At 68.1% G+C, this 24,749-nt stretch carries 21 protein-coding genes; 10 read left to right on the forward strand and 11 right to left on the reverse strand.

All coding sequences use genetic code 11. The annotated features are described in order from the left end of the window. Nucleotides 1–112: 112 nt before the first annotated feature. Nucleotides 113–820: a pseudouridine synthase gene (locus ACEI37_RS23265; protein WP_373378335.1), complete on the reverse strand. Its 708-nt coding sequence runs from the start codon at nucleotides 818–820 to the stop codon at nucleotides 113–115. Between the two features lie 133 nt (nucleotides 821–953). Between ACEI37_RS23265 and ACEI37_RS23270 the strand changes: the two genes are divergently transcribed. After that, nucleotides 954–2,513 carry a deoxyribodipyrimidine photo-lyase gene (locus ACEI37_RS23270; RefSeq protein WP_373378336.1) on the forward strand — a complete coding sequence of 520 codons (1,560 nt, stop codon included), beginning with the start codon at nucleotides 954–956 and terminating at the stop codon, nucleotides 2,511–2,513. Between the two features lie 21 nt (nucleotides 2,514–2,534). On the opposite strand, the gene ACEI37_RS23275 is transcribed toward ACEI37_RS23270, so the two are convergent. The 3 genes from ACEI37_RS23275 to hemC are packed head-to-tail and all read right to left on the reverse strand — an operon-like array spanning nucleotide 2,535 to nucleotide 6,885. Further along, nucleotides 2,535–3,725, reverse strand: coding sequence for a heme biosynthesis protein HemY (locus ACEI37_RS23275; protein WP_373378337.1), 1,191 nt, complete (start codon nucleotides 3,723–3,725; stop codon nucleotides 2,535–2,537). Between the two features lie 4 nt (nucleotides 3,726–3,729). After that, entirely contained in the window at nucleotides 3,730–5,865 is a 2,136-nt protein-coding gene (hemDX, locus tag ACEI37_RS23280; RefSeq protein WP_373378338.1) for a fused uroporphyrinogen-III synthase HemD/membrane protein HemX, read from the reverse strand. Nucleotides 5,866–5,874: 9 nt separating this feature from the next. Beyond that, nucleotides 5,875–6,885: a hydroxymethylbilane synthase gene (gene hemC / locus ACEI37_RS23285; RefSeq protein ID WP_373378339.1), complete on the reverse strand. Its 1,011-nt coding sequence runs from the start codon at nucleotides 6,883–6,885 to the stop codon at nucleotides 5,875–5,877. Between the two features lie 74 nt (nucleotides 6,886–6,959). Between hemC and ppc the strand changes: the two genes are divergently transcribed. Continuing rightward, nucleotides 6,960–10,004, forward strand: coding sequence for a phosphoenolpyruvate carboxylase (ppc, locus tag ACEI37_RS23290; protein WP_373378340.1), 3,045 nt, complete (start codon nucleotides 6,960–6,962; stop codon nucleotides 10,002–10,004). A gap of 90 nt (nucleotides 10,005–10,094) precedes the next feature. Here ppc and ACEI37_RS23295 read toward each other — a convergent pair whose 3' ends face one another. Next, nucleotides 10,095–10,706 carry a ferritin-like domain-containing protein gene (locus ACEI37_RS23295; RefSeq protein WP_373378341.1) on the reverse strand — a complete coding sequence of 204 codons (612 nt, stop codon included), beginning with the start codon at nucleotides 10,704–10,706 and terminating at the stop codon, nucleotides 10,095–10,097. Nucleotides 10,707–10,863: 157 nt separating this feature from the next. Between ACEI37_RS23295 and ACEI37_RS23300 the strand changes: the two genes are divergently transcribed. The 5 genes from ACEI37_RS23300 to ACEI37_RS23320 all read left to right on the forward strand — a co-directional run bounded on the left by ACEI37_RS23300 (nucleotide 10,864) and on the right by ACEI37_RS23320 (nucleotide 16,397). After that, on the forward strand, nucleotides 10,864–11,463 hold the full coding sequence (locus ACEI37_RS23300) for a sigma-70 family RNA polymerase sigma factor (protein WP_373380308.1): 600 nt from the start codon (nucleotides 10,864–10,866) through the stop codon (nucleotides 11,461–11,463). Further along, nucleotides 11,460–12,212 (forward strand): anti-sigma factor domain-containing protein, encoded by a 753-nt coding sequence (locus ACEI37_RS23305; RefSeq protein WP_373378342.1) that lies wholly within the window; start codon nucleotides 11,460–11,462, stop codon nucleotides 12,210–12,212. Before ACEI37_RS23300 ends, ACEI37_RS23305 begins: the two co-directional genes overlap by 4 nt. A 132-nt stretch (nucleotides 12,213–12,344) precedes the next feature. Next, nucleotides 12,345–13,763: an argininosuccinate lyase gene (gene argH / locus ACEI37_RS23310; protein ID WP_373378343.1), complete on the forward strand. Its 1,419-nt coding sequence runs from the start codon at nucleotides 12,345–12,347 to the stop codon at nucleotides 13,761–13,763. Between the two features lie 303 nt (nucleotides 13,764–14,066). Beyond that, a complete protein-coding gene (locus tag ACEI37_RS23315) occupies nucleotides 14,067–14,666 on the forward strand; it encodes a TRAP transporter small permease subunit (RefSeq protein WP_373378344.1) in 600 nt (199 codons plus the stop codon). Nucleotides 14,667–14,678: 12 nt separating this feature from the next. Beyond that, nucleotides 14,679–16,397: a TRAP transporter large permease subunit gene (locus ACEI37_RS23320; RefSeq protein ID WP_373378345.1), complete on the forward strand. Its 1,719-nt coding sequence runs from the start codon at nucleotides 14,679–14,681 to the stop codon at nucleotides 16,395–16,397. Between the two features lie 60 nt (nucleotides 16,398–16,457). Here the strand turns inward: ACEI37_RS23320 and ACEI37_RS23325 are convergent, their stop codons facing one another. Continuing rightward, nucleotides 16,458–17,372 carry a LysR substrate-binding domain-containing protein gene (locus ACEI37_RS23325; RefSeq protein ID WP_373378346.1) on the reverse strand — a complete coding sequence of 305 codons (915 nt, stop codon included), beginning with the start codon at nucleotides 17,370–17,372 and terminating at the stop codon, nucleotides 16,458–16,460. 126 nt (nucleotides 17,373–17,498) lie between these two features. Between ACEI37_RS23325 and ACEI37_RS23330 the strand changes: the two genes are divergently transcribed. The 3 genes from ACEI37_RS23330 to ACEI37_RS23340 all read left to right on the forward strand — a co-directional run bounded on the left by ACEI37_RS23330 (nucleotide 17,499) and on the right by ACEI37_RS23340 (nucleotide 19,076). Beyond that, nucleotides 17,499–18,194 carry a glutathione S-transferase family protein gene (locus tag ACEI37_RS23330; RefSeq protein WP_373378347.1) on the forward strand — a complete coding sequence of 232 codons (696 nt, stop codon included), beginning with the start codon at nucleotides 17,499–17,501 and terminating at the stop codon, nucleotides 18,192–18,194. Between the two features lie 242 nt (nucleotides 18,195–18,436). Continuing rightward, on the forward strand, nucleotides 18,437–18,673 hold the full coding sequence (locus tag ACEI37_RS23335) for a DNA-binding protein (protein ID WP_252675954.1): 237 nt from the start codon (nucleotides 18,437–18,439) through the stop codon (nucleotides 18,671–18,673). Next, nucleotides 18,660–19,076 (forward strand): type II toxin-antitoxin system VapC family toxin, encoded by a 417-nt coding sequence (locus tag ACEI37_RS23340; RefSeq protein WP_373378348.1) that lies wholly within the window; start codon nucleotides 18,660–18,662, stop codon nucleotides 19,074–19,076. Before ACEI37_RS23335 ends, ACEI37_RS23340 begins: the two co-directional genes overlap by 14 nt. Nucleotides 19,077–19,140: 64 nt before the next feature. On the opposite strand, the gene ACEI37_RS23345 is transcribed toward ACEI37_RS23340, so the two are convergent. From ACEI37_RS23345 to ACEI37_RS23365, 5 genes are all read right to left on the reverse strand, one after another. Next, nucleotides 19,141–21,411, reverse strand: a complete 2,271-nt coding sequence (locus ACEI37_RS23345; protein WP_112774404.1) for an arginine/lysine/ornithine decarboxylase — start codon at nucleotides 21,409–21,411, stop codon at nucleotides 19,141–19,143. Between the two features lie 148 nt (nucleotides 21,412–21,559). Then, entirely contained in the window at nucleotides 21,560–22,126 is a 567-nt protein-coding gene (gene dcd, locus ACEI37_RS23350; RefSeq protein ID WP_018008077.1) for a dCTP deaminase, read from the reverse strand. A gap of 93 nt (nucleotides 22,127–22,219) precedes the next feature. Then, nucleotides 22,220–23,050 carry a formate dehydrogenase accessory sulfurtransferase FdhD gene (locus ACEI37_RS23355; protein WP_373378349.1) on the reverse strand — a complete coding sequence of 277 codons (831 nt, stop codon included), beginning with the start codon at nucleotides 23,048–23,050 and terminating at the stop codon, nucleotides 22,220–22,222. Nucleotides 23,051–23,105: 55 nt separating this feature from the next. After that, nucleotides 23,106–23,462, reverse strand: coding sequence for a hypothetical protein (locus ACEI37_RS23360; RefSeq protein WP_373378350.1), 357 nt, complete (start codon nucleotides 23,460–23,462; stop codon nucleotides 23,106–23,108). 48 nt (nucleotides 23,463–23,510) lie between these two features. Then, nucleotides 23,511–24,737, reverse strand: coding sequence for a formate dehydrogenase subunit gamma (locus tag ACEI37_RS23365; protein WP_373378351.1), 1,227 nt, complete (start codon nucleotides 24,735–24,737; stop codon nucleotides 23,511–23,513). Nucleotides 24,738–24,749 lie beyond the last annotated feature (12 nt).

Here is a 24,749-nt window from a genome sequence, read left to right on the forward strand (position 1 = left end):
TGCCGTTCAGTTAACCACCGTCGTTCCCGCGCAGGCGGGAACCCAGCGTCTTCAAAAGTCACTGGATTCCCGCCTGCGCGGGAATGACAGTGGTGTTTGATACCTTGGTGGCTCATTCCTTGCCGCTCAGCGCAGCCAGTTCCTGCGCCGTCAGCCAGCGCCACTCGCCTTCGGCCAGGGCCGGATCCAGCTGCACGGGACCGATGGCGCTGCGATGCAGCGCGTCGACGTGGTTGCCGGCGGCCACGACCATGCGCTTGACCTGGTGGTACTTGCCTTGCACCAGCGTCAGCCGCAGGCTGCGTTCGCCGGTGATCTCGCAGGCTTCCGCCGCGATCGGCGCCGGTTCGTCCAGCAGCTGGACGCCGCTGCGCAGCGCCTCGGCCTGCTCGGCGGTGACCGGCTCGGCGGTGGTCACTTCATAGACCTTTGGCACCTTGCGCTTGGGCGAGGTCTGGGCGTGGATGAACTGGCCATCGTCGGTCAGCAGCAGCAGGCCGGTGGTGTCGTGGTCGAGCCGCCCCACCGCCTGCACCTCGCGCTGGCGCAGCGGCACGGGCAGCAGGTTGTAGACGCTGGGGTGATGGCGCGGGCGCTGCGAGCATTCATAGCCGGCGGGCTTGTTCAGCATCAGGTAGGCCTTGGCACAGGCCACCCACTCCTCGCCGTCGACGGTCAGGCGCAGGCCGTCCACGTCGAACTGCGCGCGCGGGTCTTCGCACAGCTCGCCGTTGACCTCGACCAGCCCGGCGGCGATCAGGTCGCCGCAGTACCGGCGCGTGCCAAAGCCCTGGGATTGAAGAATACGGTCGAGAGTCATGAGCTTCTGTAGAGAATAAGGATGGCGGGCCGGCGTGCCGGCTCTTGTACCGCTATGTTAGGGTATCGGCGCGATCGACCCGGCGTTCCGCAAAGGTCCAGCCCCGGCAAACCCGTCAGACAGGCAAGCGAAGATGCAGGCAGCAGCCAACCCGGCTACGTCCCGGCCACCGTACCGGATCGGCAAGACCTTTGCGCGCGGGCTGGTCTGGTTCCGGCGCGACTTGCGCACCACCGACCACGCGGCGCTGCATTATGCCTTGCGGCACTGCCAGCAGGTGTGGTGCGTGTTCGTGTTCGACCGCGACATCCTCGAGCCGCTGCTTGCGCGCGGTTTGCGGGCCGATCGGCGGATCGAGTTCATCCGGCAAACGCTGGTGGAACTGGACGAGACACTGGCCGCGGCCGGCGGCGGCCTGATCGTGCTGCACGACCGCGCGCAGAGCGCTATCCCGGCGCTGGCGCGCGTCCTGGACGTCGAAGCGGTCTTCGCCAACCACGACTACGAGCCCGCCGCGAACGCCCGCGACGAAGCCGTGCGCCAGGCGCTGTCGGCGCAGGCCTGCGCGCTCTTTACCTTCAAGGACCAGACAGTCTTCGAGCGCGACGAGATCCTGAACGGCCAGGGCAAGCCGTTCTCGGTGTTCACGCCGTACAAGAACGCCTGGCTCAGGAGCGTGGAGCCGTTCGACCTGCGCCCCTATCCGGTCGACCCGTACTTGCAGGCGCTGGCCCCGGTGCCCGTCACCTACCGCCAGCCAGTGCCGACGCTCGCGCAGCTCGGTTTTGACGCCAGCAACCTCGCCGAGATCGCAATGCCATCCGGCGCATCCGGTGCGCAGGCCTTGTTCGAGGAATTCACCGAGCGCATGGGCGACTACGGCCGCCGGCGCGACTACCCTGCCCTGCGCGGTCCCAGCTACCTGTCGGTGCACTTGCGCTTCGGCACCATCTCGATCCGCACGCTGGCACGCACGGCGCACACAGCCATGCTGCGCGGCGGCGCCGACAGCGCGGGCGCCGCGGTGTGGCTGTCGGAGCTGATCTGGCGCGATTTCTACTTCATGATCCTGCACCACCATGCGCGCGTCGCCGCCGGCGCGTCGTTCCACCCGGCCTATGACGCGATCCGCTGGCAGGATGGCGACACCGGCGAACGCTATTTCCGCGCCTGGTGCGACGCCGCCACCGGCTATCCGCTGATCGACGCGGCGATGCTGCAGATCCGGCAAAGCGGCTATATGCACAATCGCTTGCGCATGGTCACGGCCAGCTTCCTGGTGAAGGACCTTGGCGTCGACTGGCGCCGCGGCGAGCAGTATTTTGCCGACCAGCTCAATGACTTCGACCTGGCCGCCAACAACGGCGGCTGGCAGTGGGCCGCCTCCACCGGCTGCGACGCGCAGCCGTGGTTTCGCATCTTCAATCCGGTGACGCAGTCGCAGAAGTTTGATCCGCAGGGCCGCTTTATCCGCAAATACCTGCCGCAACTGGCTGCATTGCCGGACAAGTATCTGCACGCGCCGTGGACCGCGCCGGAATCCGTGCTGGCCGAGGCCGGCGTGCGCCTGGGCGACAACTACCCTCGCCCGCTGGTGCAGCACGACGTGGCGCGCCAGCAAACGCTGCGGCGCTATGAAGCGGTGAAGCAGGTGGTGAAGCCGGAGGTGAATGGCGCCGGCGCGGAGGACTGAACGCGCCGGCCGCCGTGCCGCTCAGGCGGCCAGCATCGCGCTTTCGCGATAGTGGCGCTGCGCGTCTTCGAAGCGCTCGGTTTCCTCGAACAGCCGCGCCAGCGCCAGGTGCGTGCGCACGCGCAGGCGGCGCTGCTGGTCGGGGTCGGCATACTTGAGCGCGCGCTCGAAGCTGGACTGGGCCTTGCCCCACAGCTTCTCGCCCAGGCATAGCACGCCCAGGGTGTAGTAGAGGTCGGCGTCGGCGGGATGCGCGGCCAGCCATTTCTCGGCCTGCTGGATCTGCGGCAGCGCATGGCCGGGCACGGCGCAATCGGCATAGCGCAGCACCAGGCGGCTGTCCCAGTTGACCTTGAGCGCGTCTTCGATGATGCGGCGCGCCTCGTTCTGCCGGCCCAGCGCCGCGAAGTAGCGCGCCGCCGGTTCGGCGATGCGGGTGGCGCGGCGCTCGTCGGCGGACAGCGAGCGCCAGAACTCGGACAGCGCGTCGGCATCGTGGCGGCGCTCTTCCAGCATGGCTTCGACCGCCATCTGCTTGAGCCGCAGCGCCAGCACCGGATGCAGCGCGTTGCGCTTTTCCAGCGAGCGCGCCAGGCGCAGCACCTCGGTCCAGTTCTTCAAATGCTGGTGCGCGCGCAGCGCGATGCGCTGCACGTGGATCTGGCGCGCGCCCTGCGACTGCAGCTGGGCGATGGTCTCCAGCGCTCCGTCGGCGTCGCGGGCATCGACCAGCAGCTCGGCCATCGACACCAGCCGTGCCTGCTCGCGCTCGGGGTCGGTCACCTGTGCCATCCAGGCGTCGCGCCGCTCGGTTTCCTGCATCCGGTGGGCGGCGCGCGCGCCGATCAGCGCCGCGGTCTGGGCCTGGTCGTCCCATGACTGGGCCTCGCGCGCGGCGCGCTCGGCGCGGGCGAAACGGCCGGCGAACAGGTTTTCGATCGACTCGCGCAGTGCCGCCTGGGCCTTGCTCATGCGGCTGCGCTCGCGATAGGCGGCGGCGCGGCGCGGCATCTCGGCCAGATGTCGAATGGTGGACATCACCGTCCAGACCACGAAGAAGATCAGCAGCAGCAAGGCCAGCGCCAGGTTCAGCGACAGCTCGACGCGATACGGCGGATAGAACAGCACTACATTGCTGTGGTTGAACTGCGTGAACAGGGCCAGCCCGACGGCGCCGCCAAACAGGACCGCAACCCAGAACAGAAGGCGCATGGGCTTACTCCTTCTTCAGGGCTTGCAGCGCGCCCAGGCTTTCGGCCATGGTCGGCAGCTGCACCGAGACCGCGCCGGCCTGGGCCTGGCGCAGCAGCGTCAGCACACCCTGCACGCGGCGCGACTTGGTATCGAAATAGCGGCTGATCATCGCCTGCGCCGCGGCCAGGTCGTTGCGGAACACGGGCTCGTTGCGCGACAGCAGCGCCAGGCGCGCATTGAGCAGGCGCAGCTTGACGTTCTCGCGCAGGAACCAGCCCTGGTCGCCCGACAGCAGCAGCGCCTCGGCATCGTCGACCTTGCGGATGCGGATCACCTGCGCAAGTTCTTCGCGCAGGTAGTCCCAGAAGCGGGTGAACCAGCCCGGGCCGGTGCCGTTGGCGGCGGCCGGCGCGCTGGCGCCATTGCCGTTATTGGCGGCGGCACCCTTGCGGGCATCGGCCTCGCTGCGCTCGAGCATGCGCTCGCTCGACAGCAGCGGCAGCGCGTCGACCTGGTTGATGGCTTCGTCCAGCTTGATCGCGGCGCCGGTCAGGTCGGTGTCGGGCACTGCCTTCATGCGCGCCACGTCGCGCGCGATGGCCCGGCGCAGCAGGTTGTATTGCGGCTTGTCGGTGCGCGCCAGGCGGGCGTCGGCGCTCTGCAGCGCGGCCAGCGCGACCTGCACGTTGCCGGTCAGCTGCAGCTGCTGGCCGGCGCTGGTCAGCAACTGCTGGATCTCGGCGATTTCCCAGTCGTCGCGGTTGCGCATCAGGTCCTGGTAGACCTGTTCCAGCGCCACCTGCTTGTCGCGGGTCTCGCCGACCTGGTTCTCCAGCGCGCCGACCTTGGCCTGCAGTTCCTTGACGGTGTCCTGCGCGTTGCGCGTCAGCACGCGCGACTCCTGCACCAGCGCGTCGTTGCTTTGCTGGCGGCGCGCCAGCTCGCCGGTCAGGTGGTCGACACGCTGCTGCAGCCACCAGAAGCCGCCGGCGGTCGCCACCACCAGCACGGCGACCAGCGCCCATAGCGCGGCGGAGCGGCGCGCGGCGGGACGGGCAGCGCCGGCGTGGCCGGCGCCTTGCGGCGGCACCGCTTGCGCGGACTGCGCCGTGTGGACAGAGGCCGCGCCGGGCGGCGGCGTAGCGGAGGAGGACGTGGTTTCTTGCGTCACGCGTTCGACCTTCGTTGACATTGCAGGGACTGCGGCAGGCGCGCTGGTGGCCGGTGGCGTTGCTTCGACCGGCTTGGTGGCCACCGGCGCGGACGGCGCCGGCAGGCTCGATGGCGCGGGGCCAGCATAAGCATCGGCCCACTGCAGGCACGCCGCCAGCAGGCCGGCATCGCCTGGCGCGGCGCGCTGGATATGGGCGAAGCCCAGCGCCAGCGCCTGTTCGGCGATTCTCGCATGGGGCGCGATGCACTGCACCTGCCGCAGGGAAGCGTCTTCCTGGGGCGACAGATGCTGCCGTGCCAGCACGTCGAGGTTGCGCACCGCCTCGGAACTGGTTAGCAGCCAGACGTGCGGGGCGGCGCCGGGACGCAGGTTGTCGCGCACGGCCTGCCATTGCATCGCAGTCGGTTCCGGCAGCGTGCGCTGGTAGGCCTCGACGGCCTCGACCTGGGCACCGGCCTCGCGCAGGCGGTCGCCGAGCCAGTCGCGCCCGCCGTTACCGCGGATGATCAGCACCGGCTTGCCGGCCAGCGCGGCGGCATCGAGCTGCCCCCACAGCGCCTCGGAATCAAAGCGCAGCGCGTCGGCATCGGGGACCGTATCGTCATGTCCCGCCGCGTTGGCATTGGCGCCGGCGGGCGCGATCACGCGATACGCCGGTGCGGCGATGCCGCGCTCGGCCAGCGCGGCGACGCTGGCGGGGCCGACCACGGCCACCGCGACCTGCGCCGGCCAGCGGGCCACGGCCGAGCCCTGTACGCCGGCGAGCGCTTCCAGCGCAAAGGCGATGGCATTGGGACTGACGAACACCACCAGCGCAAACGTGTCCAGCCGCGCCAGCGCCGCGCGCAGCGGCGCGTCGTCAGCGGCCGGGCCGATTGCCAGCAGCGGGAAGCTGAGTACATCCAGACCGGCGCCCTGCAGGGCCTCGGTCAGTTGCCGGGACTGCCCGGCGGGTCGTGTGACAACGACGGTCGGGCGGGGCATCGGGCAGCCTCAGGCGGGAGATGGGGAAGCAGCGTCGCCTGAATCGGCCAGCGCGGCGAGGATCGACTCGGCGCCCTGCGCCATCAGGTCGCTGGCGCAAGCGTGGCCCAGCGCTTCGGCGGCAGCCGGGTCGGCAGCCGGTCCGGCCGCCGCGGCGCGGATGGCACGGCTGCCATCGGGCAAGGCGACAAAAGCTTCCAGCCGCAGCTGGTCGCCGTCCCAGCGCGCGTGAGCTGCCAGCGGGACCTGGCAGGAGCCACCTAGCCGGCGCGACACGGCGCGCTCGGCGGTCACCGCCAGCGCGGTCGGCTGGTGGTTCAGCGGCGCCAGCCATTCGGTCATTTCGGGGCGGGTGGAAAGGGTCTCGATGCCCAGCGCGCCCTGCCCCGCGGCCGGCAGCGACGCCTCGACCGGGATCAGCGCGCGGATGCGTTCGCCCAGGCCTAGCCGCTTCAGGCCTGCGGCGGCCAGAATGATGGCGCCATATTCGCCGCGATCGAGCTTGCCCAGTCGCGTGTCGAGGTTGCCGCGCAGCGGCTTGACCACCAGGTGCGGATAGCGGCTGCGCAGCGCGGCCTCCCGGCGCAGGCTGGAAGTGCCGACCACGGTGCCGGCCGGCATCTCGTCGAGCGACGCATAAGCCGACGACACCAGCGCGTCGCGCGGGTCTTCGCGCTCCATCACCGCGGCCAAGGTGAAGCCCGGGGGCAGCTCCATCGGCACATCCTTGAGCGAATGCACTGCGAGGTCGGCCCGGCCTTCGTCCATCGCGAACTCCAGTTCTTTGACAAACAGACCCTTGCCGCCGACTTTCGACAGCGTACGGTCTAGAATCTGGTCTCCGCGCGTGGTCATGCCAAGAATGGACACGTCGCACGCGGGATAGTATTGTTGCAATGCAGCACGCACATGTTCTGCCTGCCACAGCGCCAGACGGCTCTCTCGGGAGGCAATGACGAGCTTTTGCGGAAGGTTGCGAGACACGACAGCGGTAGCGGAAGACGGGGTGGCGGACGACATGCGTCAATGGTAGCACGCGCCCCAATCGCCCCTCCGCACCATTAGATAAGCTTAGAGAAGCAAGAGGAGATTGCATGACGCAGCATGCTGCGCGGCCCAATGGTCGGAAGACCGCTGCGGCCGCCAAGGATTCGGCCGCCGCCAAAGGTGACGCAACCGGCGCAAGCGGCGCCCCCAGCGCCAAACCGCCCCGCCCTGCCCCCCGCGCAGCCACGCGCTCCCCCAAGCCCAGGCTTTCGATCGTGTCGAGCAACGGAACCACCATCGCCGCCGCCCCCGCCCGCCGCACTCCCGACAAGGACGTGCCCCTACGCGAGGACATCCGCTTCCTGGGCCGCCTGCTGGGCGACTGCCTGCGCGAGCAGGAGGGCGACGCCGCCTTCGAGGTGGTGGAGACCATCCGCCAGACCGCGGTGCGCTTCCGCCGCGAGAACGACCGCGCCGCCGGCGCCGAGCTGGACCGGCTGCTCAAGCGCCTGTCGCGCGACCAGACCAACCAGGTGGTGCGCGCCTTCAGCTATTTCTCGCACCTGGCCAATATTGCCGAGGATCAGCACCACAACCGCCGCCGCCGCGTCCACGCGCTGGCCGGCTCGCCGCCGCAGGACGGCAGCCTGCAGCATGCGCTGGAAAAGATCGACGCCGCCGGCGTCACCGGCAAGCAGCTGCGCAAGTTCCTGGACGAGGCGCTGATCGTGCCGGTGCTGACCGCGCACCCGACCGAAGTCCAGCGCAAGAGCATCCTCGACGCCGAACGCGAGATCGCCCGCCTGCTGGCCGAGCGCGACCTGCCGATGACCGCGCGTGAGCGCGAGCACAACACCGCCCAGCTGCGCGCCAAGGTCACCACGCTGTGGCAAACCCGCATGCTGCGCGACGCGCGCCTGACCGTGGCCGACGAGATCGAGAACGCGCTGTCGTACTACCGCACCACCTTCCTGCGCGGCATCCCGCAGCTGATGAGCGAGCTGGAGGAAGACATCGCCGCGGTGTTCCCGGCCACGCGCAAGCGCAAGGGCGCGAGCGGCGCCCCTGGCACGCAGGCGGTGCCGCTCGCGCCGTTCCTGCAGATGGGCTCCTGGATCGGCGGCGACCGCGACGGCAACCCCAACGTGACCGCCGAAACCCTGGAGCACGCCGCCAGCCAGCAGGCCCAGCTGATCCTGGACTGGTACCTCGACGAAGTCCACGCGCTCGGCGCCGAGCTGTCGATGTCGATGCTGATGGTCGACGCCAGCCCGGAACTGCTGGCGCTGGCCGAGCGCTCGCCCGACCATTCGGAGCATCGCGCCGACGAGCCCTACCGGCGCGCGCTGATCGGCATCTACGCCCGCCTGGCCGCCACCTGCAAGACGCTGACCGGCCATGCCGCGACCCGCCGCCCGGTGGCGCCGGCCGAGCCCTATGCCAGCGCCGAGGCCTTCGGCGCCGACATCCAGGTCGTGATCGATTCCTTGCGCGCGCACCACGGCCAGGCGCTGGCCAGCCACCGCATCGACGCGCTGGCGCGCGCCATCGCCGTGTTCGGCTTCCACCTGGCCTCGGTCGACATGCGCCAGGTCTCGGACGTGCACGAGGCGGTCATCGCCGAACTGTTCGCCGCCGCCGGCATCGCCCCCGACTATGCCGCGCTACCCGAACAACGCAAGCTGGAACTGCTGCTGGCCGAACTGCGCCAGCCGCGCCTGCTGACGCTGCCGTGGCACCAGTACTCGGAGCAGACCCGCAAGGAACTGGCGATCTTCGCCGCCGCGCGCGAGCTGCGTGCGCGCTTTGGCAAGCGCGTCGCGCGCAACTACATCATCTCGCACACCGAGACGCTGTCGGACCTGGTCGAGGTGATGCTGCTGCAGAAGGAATCCGGCATGCTGCAGGGCACGCTGGGCAGCAAGACCGACCCGGCGCGCATGGAACTGATGGTGATCCCGCTGTTCGAGACCATCGAAGACTTGCGCAACGCCGCCGGCATCATGCAGTCGCTGCTGGACCTGCCGGGCTTCGACGCGGTGATTGCCCACCATGGGGTCGAGCAGGAGGTGATGCTCGGTTACTCGGACTCGAACAAGGACGGCGGCTTCCTGACCTCGACCTGGGAGCTGTACAAGGCCGAGCTGGAACTGGTGCAGCTGTTCGAGCAGCGCAACGTCAAGCTGCGCCTGTTCCACGGCCGCGGCGGCACCGTCGGCCGCGGCGGCGGCCCGACCTACCAGGCCATCCTGTCGCAGCCGCCGGGCACGGTCAACGGCCAGATCCGCCTGACCGAGCAGGGCGAGATCATCAACAGCAAGTTCGCCAACGCCGAGATCGGCCGCCGCAACCTCGAAACAGTGGTCGCCGCAACGCTGGAGGCCTCGCTGCTGCCGCAGCAGAACGCGCCGAAGGACCTGGACACCTTCGAGGCCGTAATGCAGCAATTGTCGGACCGCGCCTTCACTGCCTACCGCGACCTGGTCTACGAGACCCCCGGCTTCAAGGACTACTTCTTCGCCACCACGCCGATCACCGAGATCGCCGACCTGAACCTGGGTTCGCGCCCGGCCTCGCGCAAGCTGATGGACAAGAAGAACCGCCGCATCGAAGACCTGCGCGCGATCCCGTGGGGCTTCTCGTGGGGCCAGTGCCGCCTGCTGCTGCCGGGCTGGTACGGCTTCGGCAGCGCGGTGCGCTCGCTGCTGGACAGCGCGCCCGACGACAAGGCGCGCAAGCAGGCCGTCACCACGCTGCGGCGCATGGTCAAGACCTGGCCGTTCTTCTCGACGCTGCTGTCCAACATGGACATGGTGCTGGCCAAGACTGACCTGGCCGTGGCCTCGCGCTACGCCCAGCTGTGCGACGACGCCGCGCTGCGCCGCAACGTGTTCAACCGCATCAGCAAGGAATGGCACCTGACCTGCGACATGCTGGCACTGATCACCGGCCACCAGGAGCGGCTGGCGGACAACCCGCTGCTGGCGCGCTCGATCAAGAACCGCTTTGCGTATCTCGATCCGCTCAACCACTTGCAGGTGGAGTTGCTCAAGCGCTTCCGTTCGGGCAAGGATGGCGATGACATCCGCGTACGGCGCGGGATTCACCTGACCATCAATGGGGTGGCGGCGGGGTTGCGCAATACGGGTTGATTGTCCTTTTGCGCTTGAGAGGGCTGCCGGTTGGCTCCCCTCTCCCATTTATGGGAGAGGGGAGCCAACCATCGGCAAGGCTGGCACGCCTCAGCCGACAAACGCCCCCGGCACCGGATCCTCACCCAGCGCGTGCAGCAGCACCGCCCAGTGCATCGCCTCGTCGCCGAGGATGCTGCCGGCCGCGCGCGTCAGCTCGCGGTTGTAAAAGTTCGGCAGCACGCCCAGGTAAGCCGAAGTGGCGCCCTTCTCCAGCCCGGCCGCAAAGCGCAGCACGTCGGCCTGCGTCTTTAGCTTGTCTGTCGGGAACTCATAGGCCGACGCCTTCTTTGCCACCACCGGCGTGCCGCCGAGCTTCGACACCGTCCCCGCCAGCACCTGCGCATGGGCCTTGTGGTGGTCCTGGAACTTGACCGCGGTGGCCAGCACCGGTTTCTGCAGCAGCCCGCTTTCGGCACCGATCTGATAGGCGGCGATCGCCTGGTATTCCAGCCCCAGCGCGGTGTTGAGGATATTGATGTCGTCCTTGGTGCTGCCCGATTGCGCCTGCGCCCACGCCAGCATCGATTCGCCCAGCGTGATGACGGCCAGCGAGCCGAGCGCGAACAGGCCGGGCGCCTTGAGCAGCCCGCGCCGGCGCGCGTCAGGCGGCGTGACGATGGTGGCGGGCTCGCGCGCGGGCTTTTGTGACATGCGGTCCATGATGTGCTCCTGTGAGGGATGACAACGTGGTGCCCCTGGGACGGGGTACCTTGGCTTGCGCCTGTCAGCATCTACGCAGTGGCCGGGCGTTTGGATGCGCGTTTGGATACGGTGCTACCTATAATCCGGCAAAGCCTCCTTGCAAGGATCCGTTCCGGTGCCGCCCTCCACGCAGCCGTCCTATGCCGCGCCCGCCAGCCCCGACCGGCTGGAGGGACTGCTGCAGGCCGTCGCCGTGGGCGAGCGCCAGGCGCTACGCGCGCTCTACGACCTCACCGCGACGAAACTGTTTGGCCTTGCGCTGCGTATTACCGGCAGGCGCGATTGGGCGGAGGATGTCGTGCAGGAGAGTTTTGTCAGCATCTGGCACCACGCCGGCGACTACCGGCCGCAACTGGGCGCGCCGATGACGTGGATGACCGCGATCGTGCGCAACCGCGCGCTCGACTGCCTGCGCCGGGCGGCGGCGGCGCGCGTGCCGCAGACCGCCGAGCTGGAGCAAGACCTGGCCGAATGGCTGGCCGACGACGCGGCCGGACCCGCCGAGCTGGCCGAGGCCAGCCAGCAGGCGCGCGCGCTCAACCGCTGCCTGCAGCGGCTGGAGCAGCCCCAGCGCCAGGCCATCATGCTGGCTTACCTGCAGGACCTGAGCCATGCCGAACTGGCCGAACGCCTGCGCGCGCCGCTGGGCACGGTCAAGTCCTGGATCCGGCGCGGGCTGGAGCGACTGCGCAGCTGCATGGAGGGCGCGGCATGAAGCTGGCCAGCCACCCCGACCTGCTCGACCGGATCGCCGCCCAGTATGCGCTGGGCGTGCTGCGCGGCGGAGCGCGCCGGCGCCTGGAGCGGCTGGCGCATGAGGAGCCGGCGGTGCGCGCGGCGATCCACCGCTGGCAGGCGCGCCTTGCCGGCGTGGCCGAATTGCAGGCGGCGGCCGAGCCGGTCGACAAGGTCTGGTGCGGGATCGAGGAAAGGCTGGGCTGGAAGGCGGCCGAGGCGCGCAGCTCGTCCACCGTACCCCGCGCGGCTGGGCCCGGCGCCGGCGGCTGGTGGCAGCGCCTCTGGTCGGCGCCGGTGTTCTGGCGCGGCGCCGCGGCGGCGATGGCGGTGGTGGCGGTGCTGGCCATCGGCATCGGCATGCAGCTGGCGGGCCAGCGCGACGCGGCCTCCGCTGACGTCATCGCCATACTCAACGACGACCGCGCGCAGCCGGCCATGCTGGTGTCATGGGATGCAGGCAGCGGGGACCTTTTGGTGCGCCGGCTGGATCACCTGAAGCTGCATGATCAGCAGGTATTGCAACTGTGGGCGGTGCCGGCAGGCGGCAAGCCGCAATCCCTGGGCCTGATTGGCCGCGTGCCGCAAGCGCGGCTGGCGCTGGCGCAGCCGCCAACCGCGGTGCCTGCGCTGGCCGTCAGTATCGAACCGGCGGGCGGCTCGCCGAGTGCGGACGGGCCCACCGGTCCGGTGGTGTTCAAGGGGCCCGTGATCCACAGCCGGCCCTGAGCACCGCCCCGCCGTCGCGGCCCGCACCGCCAGCGTGCCGCCGGGCGATATAATCGCCGTTTCCCAATTTTTCGCGCCCGCCGCCGTCCGCACGCCGGCCGCCTGCCGCGCGAGCCACTGCAGCCGACGTCCATGTCCAACTCCCAACTTGCCAAGAAAGGCGAAGCCTGGTCCGCCCGCTTCTCCGAACCGATGTCCGACCTGGTGAAGCGCTACACCGCCTCGGTGTTCTTCGACAAGCGCCTGGCCCTGTTCGACATCCAGGGCTCGCTGGCCCACGCGGCCATGCTGGCGAAGCAGGGCATCATCGCCGAGGCCGACCGCGCCGAGATCGAGCGCGGCATGGCGCAGATCCGGAGCGAGATCGAGGCCGGCAGCTTTGAATGGAAGCTGGACCTGGAAGACGTCCATCTGAACATCGAGGCGCGCCTGACCGCGCTGGTGGGCGATGCCGGCAAGCGCCTGCACACCGGCCGCTCGCGCAACGACCAGGTCGCGACCGACATCCGCCTGTGGCTGCGCAGCGAGATCGACAACATCATCGCGCTGCTGGGCGCGCTGCGCACCTCGCTGCTGGACCTGGCCGAGCAGAACGCCGATACCATCCTGCCTGGCTTCACCCACCTGCAGGTGGCGCAGCCGGTCACCTTCGGCCACCACCTGCTGGCGTACAACGAGATGTTCACGCGCGATGCCGAGCGCATGGCCGACTGCCGCAAGCGCGTCAACCGCCTGCCGCTGGGCGCCGCCGCGCTGGCCGGCACCAGCTACCCGATCGACCGCGAGTTCGTGGCGCAGCAACTGGGCTTCGACGGCGTCTGCCGCAACTCGCTGGATGCGGTCTCGGACCGCGACTTCGCCATCGAATTCTGCGCCGCCGCGGCGCTGGTGATGACCCACGTGTCGCGCTTCTCGGAAGAGCTGGTGCTGTGGATGAGCCCGCGCGTGGGCTTTATCGACATCGCTGACCGCTTCTGCACCGGCAGCTCGATCATGCCGCAGAAGAAGAACCCGGACGTGCCCGAACTGGCGCGCGGCAAGACCGGCCGCGTCAACGGCCACCTGATCGGCCTGCTGACGCTGATGAAGGGCCAGCCGCTGGCGTACAACAAGGACAACCAGGAAGACAAGGAGCCGCTGTTCGACACGGTCGATACCGTGGTCGACACGCTGCGCATCTTCGCCGACATGGTGCCGGGCATCAGCGTCAAGCCCGAAGCGATGCGCGCCGCCGCGCTGCAAGGCTATGCCACCGCCACCGATCTGGCCGACTACCTGGTGAAGAAGGGCCTGCCCTTCCGCGACGCGCATGAGGCCGTGGCCCACGCCGTGCGCGCCTGCGACGGCCGCCAGTGCGACCTTGCCGACCTGACCGTGGCGGAGCTGCGCGAGGTCTCCGGCCTGGGTGACCAGGCCGCGCTGATCGGCGACGACGTGCACGCGGTACTGACGCTGGAAGGCTCGGTCGCGGCGCGCAACCATATCGGCGGCACCGCGCCGGACCAGGTGCGCGCCGCCATCGCTGCGGCCCGCCAGGCGCTGAACGGCTGACCGTCCTGCCCCGGTGGCCGGGTAGCCCGGCAAGCCACAACGGGAGCGCAAGCTCCCGTTTTTCTTTTCTTGCTGCCGGCGCGCCGACAACTGTTGCAGATTGCATGAAGCGGACACGTCCGCGCGTCGATTTCTCATCCGGGAATATCGAATCGGCGTGGGATGACCGGCGAATCTGCACATATCCGGTGCAAATTCGCCGGAAAATGTGATGCACTGGGGATTCACCCTAAAGATGCGGGGCCGCCGACGCCGTAGACTAACGCGCCACCCCCTGTATCCCCCAATCCCTAGGACGATCACATGTCTTCCCTCATGAGGATCTCGCGGCTTATCGACGCCGTGAATGCTTTCATCGGGCAGTGGGCGAAATGGCTGGTCCTGCTGGCCGTGCTGGTCTGCGCAGGCAACGCCATCATTCGCTACACCTTCAGCATCAGTTCCAACGCCTGGCTTGAACTGCAGTGGTATATGTTCGCCGGCGTGTTCCTGCTCGGCGCCCCGTACACCCTGCGCCGCGACGAGCATGTGCGCATCGACGTGATCGCCGGCCGCTTCTCCGAGCGCACCCAGGTCTGGATCGATATCTTCGGCATCCTGTTCTTCCTGCTGCCGATCTCGCTCATCATTCTGTGGCTGTCGATCCCCTACTTCTGGCTGTCCTACGCCGGCCATGAAATGTCCGGCAATGCCGGCGGCCTGATCCGCTGGCCGGCCAAGTTCCTGATCGTGGCGGGCTTTGCCCTGATGATCCTGCAGGGCCTGTCGGAGCTGATCAAGCGCTTCGCCTACCTGAAGGGGGATCTGCCGTTCTCGGCCTTCCGCAAGCACGCGGTCGACCCGGCGCTGGAGATCGCCGCGATCGCGCAGGCCAACCAGACCACCGCGTCTGAAAAACGATAAGAGGCGCGCACGATGACGCAATTCCTGATTGCGAACATGGCACCGATCATGTTCGCCTCGCTGGTGGTATTCCTGCTGTCGGGCTTCCCGATCGCCTTTGCGCTGGCCGCCAACGGGCTGCTGTTCGCCTTCATCGGCATCGAGCTGGGGATGCTGCCGCCCGAACTGCTGCAGGCGCTGCCGAGCCGGCTGTTCGGCATCATCGAGAACGATACGCTGCTGGCGATCCCGTTCTTCACCTTCATGGGCCTGATCCTGGAACGCTCCGGCATGGCCGAGGACCTGCTCGACACCATCGGGCAGCTGTTCGGCCCGATCCGCGGCGGCCTGGCCTACGCGGTGATCTTCGTCGGCGCGCTGCTGGCGGCGACCACCGGCGTAGTGGCGGCCTCGGTGATCTCGATGGGGCTGATCTCGCTGCCGCTGATGCTGAAGTACAAGTATGACAAGCGGCTGGCCTCGGGCGTGATCGCTGCGTCGGGCACGCTGGCGCAGATCATCCCGCCGTCGCTGGTGCTGATCGTGCTGGCCGACCAGCTCGGCCGCTCGGTGGGCGACATGTACAAGGGCGCGTTCGTGCCGGGCCTGGTGCTGACCGGCCTGTACATGCTCTATGTGCTGATGGTCACGATCATCAAGCCGGCCGCCGCGCCGGCGCTGCCGCTCGAGGCGCGCACCTTCCGCGAGCCCAGCGGCAAGAGCGGCGCCACCTCGGTGCTGGTGCTGACCGCGCTGGCGGTGGCAGTGGGCGTGCTGGTGGACATGTTCTACAAGCCCGAGGCGCCGCTGGACGAACGCCTGGTGATCTCGGTGGGCGCGGCGATCCTGTTTGCCTTCGTGCTGGCCGTGATCAACAAGACGCTGAAGCTCGGCCTGCTGTCGCAGATGGCGGAGAAGGTCACCTTCGTGCTGATCCCGCCGCTGGCGCTGATCTTCCTGGTGCTCGGCACCATCTTTATCGGCGTGGCCACGCCGACCGAAGGCGGCGGCATGGGCGCGCTCGGCGCCCTGATCCTGGCCTTGCTCAAGCGCCGCCTCGACCTGGGCCTGACCAGGCAGGCCATGGAAGCCACGCTCAAGCTGTCGGCCTTCGTGATCTTCATCCTGATCGGCGCGCGCGTGTTTTCGCTGACGTTCTACGGCGTCGACGGCCACATCTGGGTCGAGCACCTGCTGACCGCGCTGCCCGGCGGGCAGACCGGCTTCCTGGTGGCGGTGAACGTGTTGTTCTTCCTGCTGGCGTTCTTCCTGGACTTCTTCGAGCTGGCCTTTATCCTGGTGCCGCTGGTGGGGCCGGTGGCGGACAAGCTCGGCATCGACCTGATCTGGTTCGGCGTGCTGCTGGCGGTGAACATGCAGACCTCGTTCATGCACCCGCCGTTCGGCTTCTCGCTGTTCTACCTGCGCTCGGTGGCGCCGCGCGAAGTCAAGACCTCGGAAATCTACTGGGGCGCGGTGCCGTTCGTGGTGATCCAGCTGGTGATGGTGGCACTGATCATCGTCTTCCCCGGCCTGGTCAGCACCGGCACGCAGAAGGCCCAGGACCGCAGCATCACGCGGGACCTGAACATCGACCTGGAAGGCGGCAGCCCCAAACCCGCTGCACCGAGCTTGTCGATTCCGGGCCCGGGTTCCGCGCCGGCCGAGTCCGGCTCGCTCGAACTGCCGACGCAGCCGCCGGCGGAAAGCGAATCGGCCGCGCCGCAGTTCGAGTTCGAGAAGAAGAAATAAGGCTGCCCCAGCGGCAGTCTCAGGCAAGCCCGCCAGGCCCCGCAGCGATGCGGGGCTTTTTCATTGCGGCATGGCCGTGCCGGCACCGCCCGGCGCCAGGCATTGCGCGAGGAAGTCGACGGTGGCCCGCACCCCGGGCAACTGCCCGCGCCGCGCCGGCAGCAGCAGCGTGCTGGTCACGCTGCCGGCGGTCCACTGCGGCAGCACGCGCTCGAGTTGCCGGGCCGCCAGCGCCGCGCGGCACAGCTCGTGCGGCAGCGGCACGATGCCCAGTCCCGCGATCGCCGCGCCGAGCAGCACCGTGGATTCGTTCACGGTCATGCGGGGCACCGGGCTGGCTTCCGCGCGCGCCCCCTGCGGACCCCACAGGCGCCACGTGCCCGCGGCGGCCCCGGTCAGCAGCCCATCGTGGCCGGACAGCTGCGCGGGTACGTCCGGCGTGCCGCGCCCGGCCAGGTAGCCGGGCGACGCCACCAGCACGATGTCCTCGACGGCAAGCTGGCGTTGCACCAGGCCGGAGTCCGGCAGCGGCGCGAAATGGCTGCGCACCGCGATATCGAAGCCTTCCTGCACCAGGTCGACCATGCGGTCGGACACCTCCAGCTGCACGTGCAGGCGCGGATAGGCGCGCGCCAGCGCCGGCAGGTGCGGCGCCAGGTAGCGCTGCGCGGTGGGCACCGCGGCGGTGATCCGCACCGTGCCGCTGGGCTCGGCCACGCGCCGCTGCACCGCCTCTTGCGCAGCCTCGGCTTCGATCAGCGCGGCATGCGCGTGATCGTAGAAGTCGCGGCCGGCATCGGTCAGCGTGAAGCTGCGCGAACTGCGGTAGAGCAGCCGCGCCTGCAGGGCCTGCTCCAGCTCGGCCACGCGCTTGCTGACCGTGGACTTGGGCACCCCCAGCGCCCGCCCCGCGGCGGCAAAACCGCCATGGGTCACGGCGACGACGAAGAAGCGCAGGTCGTTGAGATTGATCATCGCGGCCAATGTCTATGTATGTGGACGATAGGTCGAATTTTTGCCTACTACTCACGCAAAGTCCATGCATCTACAGTTCACCTGTGCCCGATCGGCGGGCCCCAACCGAATCCAGGAGAACTACCCATGACTACCCCCACCCTCTTCTACGGCGTTCCCTCGGGCTGCTCGTTCGGCTCGATCGTGGCGCTGGAATGGCTTGGCCAGCCCTATCGCCTGAGCCGCATCGAGATGCCCGAAGTCGTGACCAGCGATGCCTACCGCCAGATCAACCCGGTAGGCGAAACGCCGACGCTGATGGACGCGCAAGGCAATTTCCTCAGCGAAAGCATGGCGATCCTCAACCATATCGGCGCGCTCGGCATCGAGCGCAAGCTTGGCTTTGCCCAGGGCACGCGCGATTTCGACCGGCTCAACCAGCAACTGGCTTACCTCAACACCAGCTACTTCGGCGCCTTTGCCCCGCTCTGGCATGCATTGGAGGGTGTCGACGAGACCGACCGGCCGGCGCTGGTCCGCTACGGCACCGAGCAGGTCCGCCATGTGCATCAGGAACTCGAAGCCATGCTGGGCGAGCGGCCCTGGCTGCTGGGCGAGCACCGCACCGTGGCCGACGCCTACTTCAGCGGCATCGCGCGCTGGACGAAGTACCACAAGGTGCTGAACGTCGAGGACTTCCCGAACCTGCAGCGCCTCTACAACCAGCTGGAAGCCGATCCGGCGGTGCGCTTCGCCCATGCCATCGAGCGCCAGGCGCCGGCGCAAAGCCAGGGCGGCTTCCAAGGGCACGTGACGCTGGAGGAAGTGCTGGCGCAGCGCTGACACGATGGCATCGGCGTCGCGGCGCGCCAACCCGCGCAATTGCGAATCGGCTCATCGACCAGCGGGCCGGCACGGCCCAGACTGGTTCCTGCGTTCAGCCCATGACCCAGGAGAACACCATGCCGAGCATCAAATGCGCGGGGCACTTCGCCGCGACCCCGATCTACTGCCTGCCATCGATACGTGACCGCCGTAATGATAACAATGCTATCATCCCACCATCCAACGGTGAGGAGTTCACGATGGCAACCCTACTGGTTCGTGGCGTCGATGAAGCGCTGGTCCAGCGCCTGCGCGAGCAGGCCGTCGCCAATGGCCGCAGCGCCGAGGCCGAACACCGCGCCATCCTGGCGCAGGCGCTGGGCGGCACGGCCCGGCGCAGCTTTGCCGAGGTGCTGTCAGGCATGCCGGACGTCGGGCAGGACGCCGACTTCGAGCGCATCCAGGATACGGGCGAGGCGCCGCGTGTATTTGATTGATACCAACGTCATCAGCGAGACCCGCAAGCGGGAGCGCGCCAACCCCGGTGTCCGCGCCTTCTTCCGGCAGGCTGCGCGCGATGGGGCCGCGCTCTACCTGTCGGCGCTGACCGTGGGCGAACTCCAGCGCGGCGTGGCACTGATCCGCCATCGCGGCGACGCGGGGCAGGCGGCGCTGCTGGAGCGCTGGCTGGCCCATGTGCTGGAGGACTTCGGCCGGCAGGTGCTGCCGGTCGATGCCGAGGTCGCCCAGGTCTGGGGCCAGTTGCGCGCGGCGCGGCCCGAGCACGCGCTGGACAAGTTCATCGCCGCCACCGCGCTGATCCACCGCCTCACCATCGTCACGCGCAATGTCGCGGACTTCCGCGGCACCGGCACGATGGTGGTGAATCCGTTCAGCTAGCGCAAAAGGAAAGGGCCCCGCCATGGCGGGGCCCTTGCTGCATCGGCGGGAGCCGCTTGGCGCTTCAGGCGCCCTGCTTCACGCAGTCGACGAAGTACGCCTTCTTGCCGTCGACCTCGTCCTCCACCAGGCCGTGGATATCGGTCTCGAAGCCGGGGAACAGCTTGTTGAACTCGCGCGCGAACTTCAGGTACTGCACGATGGTGCGGTTGAAGCGCTCGCCCGGGATCAGCAGCGGGATGCCCGGCGGGTACGGGGTCAGCAGGATGGCGGTGACACGGCCTTCCAGGTCGTCGACCGGCACGCGCTCGATCTCGCGGTGGGCCATCATGGCCCACGCGTCCGACGGCTTCATCGCCGGCTCCATGTCCGACAGGTACATCTCAGTGGTCACGCGCGCGACGTCGTTGGCCTTGTACACGCTGTGGATCGCATCGCACAGGTCACGCAGGCCCATGCGCTCGTACTGCGGATACTTGGCGACGAATTCCGGCAGCACGCGCCACAGCGGCTGGTTCTGGTCGTAGTCGTCCTTGAACTGCTGCAACTCGGTCACCAGCGAGTTCCAGCGGCCCTTGGTGATGCCGATGGTAAACATGATGAAGAACGAGTACAGCCCGGTCTTCTCGATGATGATGCCGTGCTCGGCCAGGTACTTGGTGACGATGGCGGCCGGGATGCCGCGCTCGCTGAACTCGCCGTCGACGTCCAGGCCCGGGGTGATGATGGTGGCCTTGATCGGGTCGAGCAGGTTGAAGCCGTCGGCCAGGTCGCCGAAGCCGTGCCAGCGCTCGTTGGCCTTGAGCATCCATTCTTCGCGGTCGCCGATGCCGTCTTCGATCAGTGCGTCCGGGCCCCACACCTTGAACCACCAGTCGCCGTTGTTGCCGGCATCGTAGTCGCCCTCGACCTTGCGCATGGCGCGGCGGAAATCCATCGCTTCCTGGATGCTCTCCTCGACCAGCGCGGTGCCGCCCGGCGCTTCCATCATCGCCGCGGCCACGTCGCACGAGGCGATGATCGAGTATTGCGGGCTGGTCGAGGTATGCATCAGGTACGCTTCATTGAAGCGGTAGCGGTCCAGCTTGCGCGTCTCGGAATCCTGCACCAGGATTTGCGAGGCTTGCGACAGCCCGGCCAGCAGCTTGTGCGTCGACTGCGTGGCGAACACCAGCGCGTCCTTGCTGCGCGGGCGGTCCTTGCCGATCGCGTGCATGTTGCGATAGAAGTCGTGGAACGCCGCGTGCGGCAGCCAGGCTTCATCGAAGTGCAGCGTGTCGATCTCGGCCGCCAGCATCTCCTTGATCTGCTCGGCGTTGTACAGCACGCCGTCGTAGGTGCCCTGGGTGATGGTCAGGATGCGCGGCTTCTGGTTCTTGGCCTTGCTGGCGAACGGGTGGTTGGCGATCTTCTTCCTGATCGTCTGCGGATCGAATTCGCTCTTCGGGATCGGGCCGATGATGCCGTAGTGGTTGCGCGTCGGCATCAGGAACACCGGGATGGCGCCCGTCATCATGATCGCGTGCAGGATCGACTTGTGGCAGTTGCGGTCCACCACCACGATGTCGCCCGGCGCCACGTTGGCATGCCACACCATCTTGTTCGAGGTGGAAGTGCCGTTGGTGACGAAATACATGTGGTCGGAGTTGAAGATGCGCGCGGCATTGCGCTCCGACGCGGCCACAGGGCCGGTGTGGTCCAGCAGCTGGCCCAGTTCGTCGACGGCGTTGCAGACGTCGGCGCGCAGCATGTTCTCGCCGAAGAACTGGTGGAACACCTGGCCCACCGGGCTCTTCAGGAACGCCACGCCGCCCGAGTGCCCGGGGCAGTGCCACGAATACGAACTGTCCTGCGCATAGTCGATCAGCGCCTTGAAGAACGGCGGCGCCAGCGTGTCCAGGTAGACCTTGGCTTCGCGGATGATGTGGCGCGCCACGAACTCGGGCGTGTCCTCGAACATGTGGATGAAGCCGTGCAGCTCGCGCAGGATATCGTTGGGGATATGGCGCGAGGTGCGGGTCTCGCCGTACAGGAAGATCGGCAGGTCGGAGTTACGACGGCGCACTTCGGTAACGAAGGCGCGCAGCTTCTCGATCGCGGCGGCCTCGAGCTCCTCGCTGTCGCTGGCGAACTCGTCGTCGTCGATCGACACGATAAAGGTCGATGCCCGGCTGGCCTGCTGGGCGAACGAGGTCAGGTCGCCGTAGCTGGTCAGCCCCATGACTTCCATGCCCTCTTTCTCGATCGCCTCGGCCAGCGCGCGGATGCCGGAGCCGGAGATGTTCTCGGAGCGGAAGTCTTCGTCAATGATGATGACGGGGAAGCGGAATTTCATCGGGCATCCTTGATGGAAAGCAGGACATAAAGGACTTGAGCCACATGGCCCGCAGGGGTTCCCCTGCGACGGCGGCATGTGGCTCTCACGTCAGGTTTGGCGGCCCTGGCGGGCTCGCCGTGCCGGCAAACGCCGGATTGTAATGCGCTCAGGTCTTCGGCAGTGTGACACCGTGCTGGCCCTGGTACTTGCCGCCCCGGTCGGCATACGAGGTCTCGCAGATCTCGTCGCTCTCGAAGAACAATACCTGGGCGCAGCCCTCGCCGGCGTAGATCTTGGCCGGCAGCGGCGTGGTGTTCGAAAACTCCAGCGTCACATAGCCTTCCCATTCCGGCTCGAACGGCGTCACGTTGACGATGATGCCGCAGCGGGCGTAGGTGCTCTTGCCCAGGCAGATGGTCAGCACGCTGCGCGGGATGCGGAAGTATTCCATCGTGCGCGCCAGCGCGAACGAGTTGGGCGGAATGATGCAGACCTCGCCCTTGAAGTCGACGAACGACTTCTCGTCGAAGTTCTTCGGGTCGACGATGGTGCTGTTGATATTGGTGAAGATCTTGAATTCGTCGGCGCAGCGGATGTCGTAGCCGTAGCTCGAGGTGCCGTACGACACGATCTTGCGGCCGTCGGCCTCCCGGACCTGGCCTGGCTCGAACGGCTCGATCATGCCGTGCTGCTCCGCCATGCGGCGGATCCATTTGTCGGATTTGATGCTCATAAGGTTGGGAGGATAGACGGCTCGGAGTGCGCCGCATTGTACAACCAATCGGCGCGAGCCCTTCAAGCGTGGAAGTCGCCGTGCAAGTGGCTGTTACGCCACGATATCTTCGGGCTGGCGGTGACGGAAGCGCTCGCGCCCGGTATAGAGCAGGAAGTGCTTGCCGGTGCAGCGCGCGAACAGCGTCAGGTTGACGCGGCGGGCCATCTGGTAGCCCATCTGCGTCACACCCGAGCGCGACAGCAGGAACGGGATGCCCATCTGCGCGCCCTTGATCACCATTTCGGAAGTCAGGCGTCCGGTGGTGTAGAAGATCTTGTCGCCGCCGCTCATGCCTTCGAGCCACATGCGCCCGGCAATTGCGTCGACAGCATTGTGGCGGCCGACGTCCTCGACGAACATCAGCAGCTCGGTGCCCTGGAACAGCGCGCAGCCATGCACCGAGCCGGCCTGCTTGTACACCGACTGCTGCAGCCGGATGGTGTCGATGATGCCGTACAGGGTGTCCTGGTCGAGTGTGGCGCCAACCGGCAGGCGGATGCTGTCGACCTCGTCCAGCAGCGAGCCGAACACGGTGCCCTGGCCGCAGCCGGTAGTCACCACGCGGCGCGCGGTGCGCTCCTCGATGCGGTCGACGCCGGTGCGGGTGGTTACCGCGGCCGATTCGGTTTCCCAGTCGACCTGCACTGCGGCAATGTCCTCGATCGATTCCACCAGGCGCTGGTTGCGCAGGTAGCCCAGCACCAGGTGCTCGGGCGCGCCGCCAAGCGTCATCAGCGTGACCAGCTCGCGCTTGTCGAGATAGACCGTCAGCGGCCGCTCGCCCGGCAGGTAGGCCGCGCGCACGCGCCCTTGCTCGTCGACGACTTCAACCTCTTCGATCAGGGGAACGGCTGCCTGGGTAAGCTCGGGACGCAAGGTCATGACGAGGGACTCGGGGCTGCGGGTGAAGCCCCGAGCGGCATGCAGGGGGCAGAAGTTACGGCGCCTTTGCGGGGGATTGTACCGCGCCTGCCGCGGGCGCACCGGCGGTGCTGGCGATGGCCGGGGCCGGCGCCGCAAACGGTCCCGGATCGGCGCAGGCGGCGGTCTGCATCGGCTCGCGCGCCTGCTGCCCGTGCGCCTTGCGGTCGGCCAGGTAATGCGCGGCGATCTTGTCCTGGGCACGGCACAGCTGGTAGGCCGCGACCTTGTCGGACCAGGCGGCGCGCGCTTTGGTCTCGGCGGCCTTGGCCTGCTGGGCTTCGGTCGGCGCGGGCAGCTTGGCCAGCGCGTCCGGGGCGAAGGCCGCGCAGGCGGCACCGGCTACGGCAATCAGCGTCAGGATGCGTGTCATGGTTCAGGATTCGTGCTGTGTCGTGGGGGACCGCTCGCCAGGCCTGCGTCAGGCTTCGCCGGGACTCTGCCGCGCCGGCCGGACAGCGGCGGCATCCGGGCTGGCCGAACGCTGGGCCGGGATCTTGCCGGATTTGATGTCGTCGTACCAGAGCTCGTGGTGCTCCTTGGCCCACGCCTCGTCGACCCAGCCATCGCGCATGGCGCGGTACGCGCCTTCCATGCCGATGGTGCCCATATAGATATGGCCGCACGCCATGGCAGTCATCAGCACGGCCGAGATCGCGTGGATCACGTTGGCGATCTGCATGGTGGCGCGGTAGTAGTCCATGCCGGGCACGATCATGTCGAGCACCCATCCCGAAGCCGACAGCACCAGGCCGAACACGAACACGCCCACCCAGAACCACATCTTCTCGCCGGCGTTGAAGCGCCCGCTCGGCACGTGCCTGCCCGAGGCCAGCCCGCCGAGGCTGGTGACCCAGCGGACGTCGTCGCGGCTGGGCAGGTTGTCCCGCAGGAACACCACGAAGGCGACGATCACCGACAGCGTGAAGATCGGCCCCACCACGTTGTGCAGGTTCTTCAGGATGTAGCTGAGCCAGCCGAACAGCATATGGCCCATCAGCGGCAGCAGGAAATGCTTGCCCAGCAGCATCACGATGCCCGACACCGCCAGCACCACGAAGGAAATCGCCATGGTCCAGTGCACGATGCGCTCGAGCGGGGTAAAGCGCTCGATCATGCGGCCGGTCTTGGGCGTGCGCAGCGGGATGGTGCCGCGCCACAGGAAGAAGCCGAGGATCGCCACCGGCACGATCAGCAGCAGCCAGCCGCCCCAGACCGTGATGACGCCGTTGCGGAACAGCCGCCACGACTGGCCGGTGCGCTGGATCAGCACCCCCGCTTCCTTGTCGGGCAGGCTGCTGTAGTGGCGCTCGTCGGAATTGACCTCGCGCCACATCGGCGCGTTGTTGCCGGGCTGCGTGACGCTGCGCTGCTGCTGCGACCTGGCCTCGGCGGCGATGTCGCGTGGCGGGATGTCGAAGATGTTCTGTGACGCAATGCCGGCCAGCGGCTGGGCCGGATGCGTGGCCGGGTTGTTGGCGTCGGCGCTGGCCGATGCGGTGGCCGGTCCGGTCGACGGCCCGGGCGCGGGTGCCGGGGCCTGTGCCACGGCATTGCCGGCCGCGGCCAGCGCCAGCGCGCCGGCAGTCAGCCAACCCCGCCAGCCACGCCAGCCTGCGGCGCGGCATCGATTGTGCGACGGCGTCATAGCCCCTCCTTC

Origin of the sequence: Cupriavidus nantongensis (assembly GCF_041726985.1) — a bacterium.
In the GTDB taxonomy this organism is placed as follows: domain Bacteria; phylum Pseudomonadota; class Gammaproteobacteria; order Burkholderiales; family Burkholderiaceae; genus Cupriavidus; species Cupriavidus nantongensis_A.